Source organism: Protofrankia symbiont of Coriaria myrtifolia, from assembly GCF_900634755.1.
Classification (GTDB): domain Bacteria; phylum Actinomycetota; class Actinomycetes; order Frankiales; family Frankiaceae; genus Protofrankia; species Protofrankia coriariae.
On sequence record NZ_CAAAFS010000199.1, the window covers coordinates 1 to 8910 of the forward strand.

The 8910-nt window shown below is 68.8% G+C and carries 10 protein-coding genes; 7 read left to right on the forward strand and 3 right to left on the reverse strand.

The window, feature by feature from the left end:
- Positions 1-472: 472 nt before the first annotated feature.
- Positions 473-1180: a TetR/AcrR family transcriptional regulator gene (locus CM1CMNOD_RS11255; RefSeq protein WP_013873772.1), complete on the reverse strand. Its 708-nt coding sequence runs from the start codon at positions 1178-1180 to the stop codon at positions 473-475.
- A gap of 214 nt (positions 1181-1394) precedes the next feature.
- Between CM1CMNOD_RS11255 and CM1CMNOD_RS11260 the strand changes: the two genes are divergently transcribed.
- The 4 genes from CM1CMNOD_RS11260 (at position 1395) to CM1CMNOD_RS11275 (ending at position 5456) form a co-directional block, all read left to right on the forward strand.
- Positions 1395-2414, forward strand: coding sequence for an alpha/beta hydrolase (locus CM1CMNOD_RS11260; RefSeq protein ID WP_013873773.1), 1020 nt, complete (start codon positions 1395-1397; stop codon positions 2412-2414).
- A 435-nt stretch (positions 2415-2849) separates the two neighbouring features.
- Positions 2850-3779 (forward strand): alpha/beta hydrolase family protein, encoded by a 930-nt coding sequence (locus CM1CMNOD_RS11265; RefSeq protein WP_013873774.1) that lies wholly within the window; start codon positions 2850-2852, stop codon positions 3777-3779.
- Positions 3780-3994: 215 nt separating this feature from the next.
- A complete protein-coding gene (locus tag CM1CMNOD_RS11270; protein ID WP_013873775.1) occupies positions 3995-4708 on the forward strand; it encodes an MBL fold metallo-hydrolase in 714 nt (237 codons plus the stop codon).
- Between the two features lie 115 nt (positions 4709-4823).
- The gene (locus tag CM1CMNOD_RS11275) at positions 4824-5456 is read left to right on the forward strand and encodes an ATP-dependent Clp protease proteolytic subunit (RefSeq protein ID WP_013873776.1); all 633 of its coding nucleotides are present in this window, start codon (positions 4824-4826) and stop codon (positions 5454-5456) included.
- A gap of 125 nt (positions 5457-5581) precedes the next feature.
- Here CM1CMNOD_RS11275 and CM1CMNOD_RS23060 read toward each other — a convergent pair whose 3' ends face one another.
- Positions 5582-6559: an aminotransferase class IV gene (locus CM1CMNOD_RS23060; protein ID WP_050803500.1), complete on the reverse strand. Its 978-nt coding sequence runs from the start codon at positions 6557-6559 to the stop codon at positions 5582-5584.
- A 172-nt stretch (positions 6560-6731) separates the two neighbouring features.
- Between CM1CMNOD_RS23060 and CM1CMNOD_RS11285 the strand changes: the two genes are divergently transcribed.
- Positions 6732-7112: a hypothetical protein gene (locus tag CM1CMNOD_RS11285; RefSeq protein ID WP_237702734.1), complete on the forward strand. Its 381-nt coding sequence runs from the start codon at positions 6732-6734 to the stop codon at positions 7110-7112.
- A complete protein-coding gene (locus CM1CMNOD_RS11290; protein ID WP_013873779.1) occupies positions 7109-7333 on the forward strand; it encodes a helix-turn-helix transcriptional regulator in 225 nt (74 codons plus the stop codon). Before CM1CMNOD_RS11285 ends, CM1CMNOD_RS11290 begins: the two co-directional genes overlap by 4 nt.
- Before the next feature lie 544 nt (positions 7334-7877).
- On the opposite strand, the gene CM1CMNOD_RS21745 is transcribed toward CM1CMNOD_RS11290, so the two are convergent.
- Positions 7878-8057, reverse strand: coding sequence for a hypothetical protein (locus CM1CMNOD_RS21745; RefSeq protein WP_165490464.1), 180 nt, complete (start codon positions 8055-8057; stop codon positions 7878-7880).
- Here CM1CMNOD_RS21745 and CM1CMNOD_RS11295 point away from each other — a divergent pair.
- Positions 8050-8898, forward strand: a complete 849-nt coding sequence (locus CM1CMNOD_RS11295) for a S1C family serine protease (protein ID WP_241247570.1) — start codon at positions 8050-8052, stop codon at positions 8896-8898. The two genes, CM1CMNOD_RS21745 and CM1CMNOD_RS11295, sit on opposite strands and share 8 nt — an antisense overlap.
- The last annotated feature ends 12 nt before the right edge of the window (positions 8899-8910 follow it).

Sequence of the window (8910 nt, forward strand, 5' to 3'; positions counted from 1 at the left end):
CAGTAGATCACGAGAAAATTCTCCAAAAGATTACCCGCCCCCATCGTCACCACATCCACGAACGCCCGCGGTCGGCCCACCGGCCCGTTGCCGGGCCGGACTCCGACGGGGTTTCCACGTTCCACGCGAATGAGACACGACCGGGGTGGGTGCCCCTTCTACTCCGGGACGGCGGTGCCCTCTCGGCTGACGACACGTCTTCAACCGACGCCTGCCGCTTCTCATCGGCCAGTCCTGTACCCCGCTGCTACCACCCGCCTGCGGAGCGAACCTTCACGAAGCATCATCAGGGGTTCACTCGCGTTCACCCGTCCGGTCTTCCCCTTTGCCTGTAATCCCCGGACGGAACGAGGATTCTTGGGCTTTTTCTCCGAGCTTCGCACCCCGCCGTCACCAGCGACGCACGTCGGAGCAGGGACGGGCCCTTTGAGCACTGGCCCGGAACCATCCTCTCGGTATTATCCGACCCTCCTTACTGGATAGTTCGCTCATTCTCGTGCGACCTCGTGTCGCACCGTGTCGGAGGTTGTGGTGGGCGGTTCGGCGGGCGGGCGGGGGCGAAGGCGCGAAGGAAGGTGTTGACGCCGGCGGCGATGGCCGCGCGCAGCTCGGCGTCGGCGACCTCTCTGGTGCCGAGCGCGGAGAGTTCGGGGAGGTCTCCCGAGACAAGGGCGAGGAAGTGCGCGGCGGCGGTGTCGGGCTCGTCGAGGTCGAGGTGGCCGCGGTTGGACAGGCGGGCGAGGCGGCCGGCGAGGGCACCGCGGACCCGTGACCCTCCGTACGCGAGTGCCTCGTCGAAGAGGTCGGGGAACCGGCCGGCCTCGGCATACATCAGCCGCTGGAGGATCCAGCCCTCCCCGGTGAGCTGACAGTCGATGACCTCGCGGGCCACCCGGGAGAGGTCACCGGCGAGGTCGGCGCCGTCGTCGGACAGGGTGTCGAGCGCGGCTACCATCCTGTCGCCGGCGCGCCGGGCGCCGTCGAGGATGACCGTGCGGAAGAGCGTTTCCTTGTCACCGAAGTGGTTGTAGACGGTGGGCTTGGCGACTCCCGCCAGCTCCGCGATCGCCTCCACCCGAGCCAGGCCGTACCCGTCGCGGGTGAACACGCGCAGCGCGGCGTCGAGGATCGCGACACGCTTGTCGATCCGACCGTGATGGACGGTAGCGGACGGTGCCATCGTGTGACCATATCGATCGACAGTTCCGCGCGGCAACTTGAATGAACCCGAACGTTCAATATAGTGTCCGTGGAGTCAAAGTTGCGCTCCGCTGGCGGGGCTCGCCGCGGTGGAGCTCCACCGCGGTACAGCTCACCGCGGTACAGCTCACCGCAGTACAGCTCGTCACGGTGCAGCGCGACACAGTGAAGCTCGACATGGTGAGGAAGGCGTCGTGGCGCCCGTACCGTTGGAGGACCGGGTCGACCCGCAGCTGCGCGACTATCTCGTGAACCCGCCCAGCCGCCCCCGGCTGAGCCGGCTGCACCCAGCGGCGGACCGCGTCCGGGCAACCGACACGCACGTCAAGATTACCAACGGCCCGGACGCGCGGGACGTGCCGGTACGGGTCTACCGTCCTGCCGAGGCCGATGCCGAGGCGCCGGTGGTGCTCTTCGTCCACGGCGGCGGTTTCACGCTGGGTGAGCTTGAGCAGTTCGACCAGCACTGCGTGTGGTATGCCACGGCCTCCCGGGCGGTGGTCGTCTCGGTCGGCTACCGGCTGGCCCCCCAGTTCCCCTACCCGGCGGCGCTGCATGACGCCCACGCCGTGTGGAGCTGGCTGACGGGCGGCCCCGACGAGGAGGCCGGCGAAGGAGCCGGCAGGAGAGTCGGTACAGGGGCCGCGGAAATCGGCGTCGACCCGACCCGGTCGGCCATCATCGGCTCCAGCTCGGGCGCCGCCATCGCGGCCGGGCTGGCGCTGTACCTGCGCGACCGGCAGGAGCCCCTGCCGTCCCTGCTGCTGCACGCGCCCGTGCTCGACGACCGGCACACCACGGTCTCCAGCCAGGCCATCACCGACCCGCGCACCTGGAACCGGGCCGGCTCCCAGCGGGGCTGGCGCAGCTATCTCGGCCCGGTGGCCGGCGCCGCGGACGTGCCGGCCTACGCCGCGCCGGCCCGTGCCACGGACCTCGCCGGGCTGCCGCCGACCGCGCTGATCCTCGGCGATCTCGAGCTGGCCCGGGACGAGGCGCTGACGTTCGCCACCCGGCTCGCGCAGGCCGACGTGCCGGTGGAGCTGCACATCTACCCGAACGCCACACACGGCTTCGACGTCGTCGTGCCCGACGCCGCTGTCAGCCTCGCGTCCCGCCATGTCCAGGGCGAGGCCCTGCTGCGCGCCCTGCACCCGGCCGACCGAGAAACGGTGCGACGGACAGCAATGCCCGCCTGTCTCCACAGTTCTTGATCCTATTCCGAAAATCGCCCATAAGGCTCGTCGGACGCTCCTCCTTCGAGCGGCCCACCATGTAGGCGACTTCCGTCGTTCCGACAGCGGTTTCCGCCTACGGCTGGGTGGCCTGGGTGTCAGGCCTCCTGAAGCGGCCGTTTTCACCGGAGGTGGGGCCTGACCGCGCTGGATGCCGGTGGTGCGTGGTGGCAATCGCGTCATCGGTTCTGGCAATCGTGCCGTCGGTTTCCGCCCGTCCGGTTGTGGCCCCCGACCGCGGTCGCCTACCGTGCAGGACGTGAACCCGCGCGGGACGAAGCACCTGATCACAGGTCACAGCGGCGTCTCGTCCGGTCGGAATCCCGGCACATCCTGACTGTCGTTGGCAGCCTGACCTGCCGTCGGCAGCCAGCCGCGGCGGAATGGCCGATTCCACTCCGATGAGAGGCTTACATGTCCGTACGTGGGACCGACCGTAACGCCGCCACCGATGGCCCGGCCGTACAGCCGTCGGAGCTGGCAGCTCCGGAAGCGATTCACGTCACGACCGACGACAACGTGACCTTTGTGATTCGGCTGCTCGAGCATGACGACCCGACCGCCCCGGTCGTGCTGATCCTGCCGGCCATGGGGATGAAGGCGAAGTTCTACCGGCCGTTGGCGAAGGCGCTGTTCACCGCCGGCCTGTCCGCCGCCACCTGCGATCTGCGGGCCCAGGGGGAAAGCACACCGAGCCTGCGCGAGCAGCCCAACTTCGGCTACCGCGAGCTGCTGGAAGTGGATCTTCCGACGGTTCTCGCGGCGCTGCGGGCGCGCCTGCCGCAGGCGCCGGTGTACCTGTTCGGGCACAGCCTCGGCGGCCAGCTCGCGCTGCTGTACACGGCTTCGGCATCGAAGGAGATCGCCGGTGCCTGCGTGATCGCGACCAGCAGCGTCTACTGGCGGTCCTTCGCCCCCCGGCGCCGGCTCGTCGCGCTCTGGCAGGGGCAGATCATCGGCCTGGTGTCCCGGATCCGTGGGTACTGGCCGGGCGGCATGGTGATCCCCGCGCCGATGGCCGGCGGTGTGATGACCGACTGGGCCCGGCACATCCGCAACGGCCGCTACCAGCCCCGCGGCAGCGGGCGGGACTACAACGAGGCGCTGCGCACGTTCGACCTGCCGGTACTGGTGATCTCGATAGCGGGCGACCCGCTCGGCCCGCGTCCCAACGTCGACTTCCTGTGCGGCAGGATGCGCGGCGCCCAGGTCACCCGCTGGCACGTCGAGGACGGCTCCGGGGTGATCGTCAACGACCATTTCGCCTGGATCAAAAGCAGCGGCATCATCGGCTCCGCAACCGCCGCCTGGATCACCGGGGGCGCCCTCCCCACCGGGACGTGACAGAACGGTTCCCCGGCCAGGTCCGTTACGGTTTCCAGGCCAGGCCCGTTCTTCGCCACCGGGCACCCGCACCGCGTGGACGTGGCAGAGGCCGGTTCCCACCGCCCCTGGCCGCCGTGTCCCGCCGCCGATCGCAGGATCCGCTGATCGGCGAATTCTGGCATGATGGTTCCGGCCGACCGCCGTCGCGCCAGCCCCGGCCGTAGTCTGGGCCAATGGTCAACCGTCTGTACTTTCGTCAGTTGCTGTCCGGACGGGACTATGCCGTCGGCAACCCGGTGGCAACCCAGATGGTCAACTTTACCTACCTGATCGGGGACTGGGAGACCCGGGAGGCGGTGGTGATCGACCCGGCGTACGCGGTCGACGATCTTCTCTCGGTGCTGGCTGACGACGGGATGCGACTGACCGGTGCCCTGGTCACCCATCACCACCCCGATCATGTCGGCGGCGAGATGTTCGGTTTCGTCCTGCCGGGCCTGCCGGAGCTGCTCGCCCGCGTCCAGGTTCCGGTGCATGTGCAGCGGGACGAGCGCGAGTGGGTGTGGCGCACCACCGGTGTGTCCACCACCGACCTCGTCGGCCACGACCACGACGACGTGCTCGACGTCGGCGCCGTGCCCGTCCGCCTGCTGCACACCCCCGGGCACACCCCGGGCAGCCAGTGCTTCCTGGTGGACGGCCGGCTGGTCGCCGGTGACACGCTCTTCCTGGAAGGCTGCGGACGCACCGACTTCCCCGGCGGTGACCCCGACGCCATGTACGCGAGCCTGCAGCAGCTGGCCGCGCTGCCCGACGACACCGTCGTCTACCCCGGTCACTTCTACTCGGCGCAGCCCAGCGCGCCGATGTCGACGGTACGTAGCGGCAACGCGGTGTTCCGCCCCCGTTCCGTCGAACAGTGGCGGGCCTTCTTCGGCGGTGGATGACAGCCCGCCCATATGCTCAACCACCCGTCCCGACCCTGACCGCACGGGTGCGCCCCTGCCGGCCACCGCGGTCGCGCACCACCCGGCCGAACCGAGAGAACCGAGAGAGAAGCACATGACACGCACCGCTGTGAACCGTTACGTCCTGCCCAACATCATCGAACGCACCTCCCGCGGCGAATACGGGATGGACCCCTACTCCAAGCTGCTGAAGGAACGCATCATCTTCCTTGGCACGCAGATCGACGACGTTTCCGCGAACGACATCATGGCGCAGCTACTCTACCTTGAGGGCGAGGACGCCGACCGCGACATCTCGCTCTACATCAATTCCCCGGGCGGCTCGTTCACCGCGCTGATGGCGATCTACGACACGCTGCAGTTCGTCCGGCCCGACATCCAGACCCTCTGCCTCGGGCAGGCCGTCTCCGGGGCGGCCGTCCTGCTCGCGGCCGGGACACCCGGCAAGCGGTTCGCTCTCAGCAACAGCCGGATACTGCTCGACCAGCCGTCCAGCCAGAGCCAGGGGCAGTCGAGCGACCTGGAGATCCACGCCCGGGAGATCCTGCGGATGCGGGATCTGCTGGAGACGATCCTCGCCCGGCACACCAACCGGAGCCCCGACCAGATCCGCCGGGACGTCGAACGCGACAAGATCCTCGACGCGAACGAGGCGGTCGAGTACGGCCTCGTCGACGAGGTCATCCAGAGCCGGAAGAACTCGTTGCGACGAGCCGCCTCCGAATAGCGGTACGGGTACGTACGGGGCCGCGGGACGCTCCACCGCTACCATTTCGCCGCTTTCCGGTTCACCGCTTTCGGAATGAGGCTCCCCGCGTCGCCTGGCCGGCGTTGCGGAACGTCATGGCGGCTCTACAACGGTTCGCCGGGGATGCTGAGGTATTCCCGGCGGAGGGTTTCGACGATCGGGTGATCGGCTGCCAGTTCCCGGTCGTCGACCGCAGCGATCGCGCGTACGCCGACGGCCGCGTTGGTGGCGAACGCGGCCTGCATACCGACCAGTCCCAGCCAGTCGACCGGTGCGATGATCGTGCCTTCGTGCGTCCGTTGGAGCAGCTGCATGGTCACGCCGCGCAGGCAGTCCGCGGCAGGCCAGATCACGTGGTCGCCGTCGAAGCAGCCGACGTTCCAGGTGGCACCCTCCGAGACGAGATCCGTCGGGTTGCCGCCCCCCGAGGCGATGCTCCCCGGGCCCGAACTCCGCGGACCAGAGCCCTTCAGGGCCGAGCTTTCCGAGACCCGGCTCTGTGCGGCCCGGCTCCGCGAGGCCAGCCCCTTCGGAGCGGCCCGGCTCTCCGAGACCACACCCCCCGATGTCAGACCCTCTGACGCCAGACCCTCTGACAGCACGCTCTCCGGGGCCAGGCCCTTCGAGGCGGGAGAGGCGATGCCGGGGGCGGCCTCGGTGAAGAGGACGTCGTCGAAACCGTTGAGCTGCGCGGCACGGCGGTGGCGCAGCGCGTCGAAAAGGCCCACGTGTTTGACCGCCGGCATGTTCCGGCGGTAAGCGACCGAGCGGACGCGCAGCGGCGGCAACGGCGCGGCGGGCGCCGGCCTGGTGTTCACCAGGACGCGCGGCTGCGCCCGCACGCTCGGATGCCCCACCTCGAGCGCCGGGTCGAAGACGGTTATCCGGAGCACGCAGGAGCCCGCGCCGATGGGACGCGTTGCCCGGCGGGCAAGATGACGGACCCGCTCGACGTCCAGTTCGGCGTCGAAGAGCAGCCTGCAGTCGTGGGCCAGCCGCTTCAGGTGCAGCGACAGCCCGCGCACCCGCTGGCACTCGACCCGCATGGTCGTGAAGTGGCCGTAGTTCGTCAGCGCCAACACGACAAGATCATTAACGTTGGGCGGCGCACCGTCCAGCTCCATCACGGGCAGCAGTCTCGCATCCGACAGGCGGAATGATCGACACAGCGGACCGCCCATGACAATAAGGCTTGTCTCAATGGAAAGTAGGCTTTACATTAGGAGCATGATCGATAAAATACGGCAGGACAACATGACACGCGCCGCACGCAGGGAGATCTTCCTGGACGGTCTGCCCGTCGCCACCCTCGGTGGGATCGCACTGGCCCTGGGCAGCAGTCCCGACCAGAGCGCCGCCCAGAAGGCCTGCTGGCTCGGCATCAGCGGCGCGTTCACGCTCGCCGTGGCATGGGTGCTGCTGCGAGCCTTCCGCCGCGCCGACGAGTACCAGCGCAAGATCCAGCTGGAGAGCATGGCGATCGCCTTTGCCGCGGTGATGGTAGGGCTGCAGATAGCCGCCCTGCTCGACGCCGCCGACATCGTCCAGCTACGCCAGCTCGTTCAGGCGATCACCATTGGTGGCGTGGCGATGTGGCTCCTGATCGCGGACCTGCGTACCCGTCTGCGCCGATGAAGAACCGGCTGCGCGTGCTGCGGGCGGAACGCCGGTGGAGCCAGGCCGACCTGGCCGACCGATGCCGGGTGTCCCGGCAGACCATCAACGCGATCGAGACCGGACGGTACGACCCCAGCCTTCCCCTGGCATTCACCCTCGCCGACATCTTCGGCCTGGCCATCGAGGAAATCTTCCTCTTCGACCGGCCAGGAACAGGAACCGGAACCGACCTGCCCTGAGCCCCTGCCCCGCACCCGGTGCCCGGTGCCCGGCCTCGATCAGGTCGCCTTTCGCCACCCGAACGAGGATGGCCGGCGGGCACGTAATCGAGGCCCCGACTCCCGCGCATAATCCGCAACCGGTTTCCGGTGAATGTGACGGATACCGAATCCGGGCCCGGTGTGTCCCGGGCGTGATGTGCCCCGCATCGCGGCGATCGTGATTACCCGAGGTTTGCCACGCGATTGTCTTAGATCAACGGACGTCGCCCAACAGAGCAGACTCAGGGTAGGTGAAGGTCACAGTGGGTGAGGTCACAACCGGCCAGGAAAGCCTCGGCACCGGCGGAGCACAGCAAACAGTTCCCGGAGCGGTAACGGGCGAAAAGCCCTGGCGATCCGTATCACGTCCCGCCCGGCGGAGACCGCGGCTGCGCAGCGCTGTCGCCGGCTGCGCGGTAATAGTGGCCGGGGCCGTCAGCCCGGCCTCCGGCGTCATCGGCACCGATACTGGAACTGCTGCTCCGGGCGGTGGTGTAAACGCGCCGGCCGCCACCCGGGCGCTTCAGACCTTCACCATTCCGGATGCTTTTACCGCCGCTGGCAGCCCCGTTCCCGCGCAGCTGTCGGCGGCCACCGACCGGGTACTTCCCGGAGTGGTGAGAGTTTTTTCCAGGATCACCTCGCAGAACGCCTCCGCGGCGGGCACCGGTATGGTGCTGAACGCCTCCGGTGAAGTGCTCACCAACAACCACGTCATCGCGAACGCCGACGCCATCACCGTCACCGTCACCAGCAGCGGCCGTTCCTACCAGGCGTCGGTCGTCGGGACGGACATGGCTGACGATGTCGCGGTCCTGCGGTTGCAGGGCGCCTCCGGGCTTGCCGCGGTTCCGATCGGTGACTCCTCGAGGGTCGGGGTCAGTGACTCCGTCGCCGCCATCGGCAATGCCGAAGGCGGGGCACCCGAGGTCGTCTCCGGCAGGATCACCGCGCTCAACCAGAGCATCACCGCGACCGACTCCGACGGCGGCAACCCCGAGGACCTCTCCGGGCTGATCAAAACCGATGTCGCCATCAGACCCGGGTTCTCCGGCGGCCCGCTGGTCAGCTCGGCCGGTGAGGTCATCGGGATGGACACGGCGGCGACCGCGTTCAACGAGTACCTACCGGCCGGGCTGCGGGCCGGGTACGCCATCCCGATCAGTCACGCGATCTCGGTCGCCAGCTCGCTCAGCGCCGGGAAAAGCGCTGGAAAAACCGCCATCGTTTCCGCGGCGCGCGTGGAGGGTCCCAGTGCTCGCAGCGGCAGCGGCGTCACAGTGGACGCCAGGCTGGCCCGCCTGACGCTTACCCGTGGCTCCACGCAGGCACGGGTAAGCAGTGTCCTCGCCGGCGTGTACGAACGCGATCTACGTGTCGGCACGTCCCCGTCGCCATCCGGCCCTCTGGGGACGGCGGGAAGGCCACGGGTTGGCACACCGGAAGCTGGTTCGCCGCGACCCCGGCAACCCGCCCGCTCGGCTCCGCAGGGCGGCCTGGCCAGCCGCGGCAGGCGTCCAGCCAGGCGCTACCGCATACGCTGACCCATGCGGGGT

What these genes read in the sequence shown, in the direction of transcription:
- CM1CMNOD_RS11270 (WP_013873775.1), top strand. Translation starts at nt 3,995, where the DNA reads ATGGTCAACCGTCTGTACTTTCGTCAGTTGCTGTCCGGACGGGACTAT.
- CM1CMNOD_RS11265 (WP_013873774.1), top strand. Translation starts at nt 2,850, where the DNA reads ATGTCCGTACGTGGGACCGACCGTAACGCCGCCACCGATGGCCCGGCC.
- CM1CMNOD_RS11290 (WP_013873779.1), top strand. Translation starts at nt 7,109, where the DNA reads ATGAAGAACCGGCTGCGCGTGCTGCGGGCGGAACGCCGGTGGAGCCAG.
- CM1CMNOD_RS11275 (WP_013873776.1), top strand. Translation starts at nt 4,824, where the DNA reads ATGACACGCACCGCTGTGAACCGTTACGTCCTGCCCAACATCATCGAA.
- CM1CMNOD_RS11285 (WP_237702734.1), top strand. Translation starts at nt 6,732, where the DNA reads ATGACACGCGCCGCACGCAGGGAGATCTTCCTGGACGGTCTGCCCGTC.
- CM1CMNOD_RS11255 (WP_013873772.1), bottom strand. Translation starts at nt 1,180, where the DNA reads ATGGCACCGTCCGCTACCGTCCATCACGGTCGGATCGACAAGCGTGTC.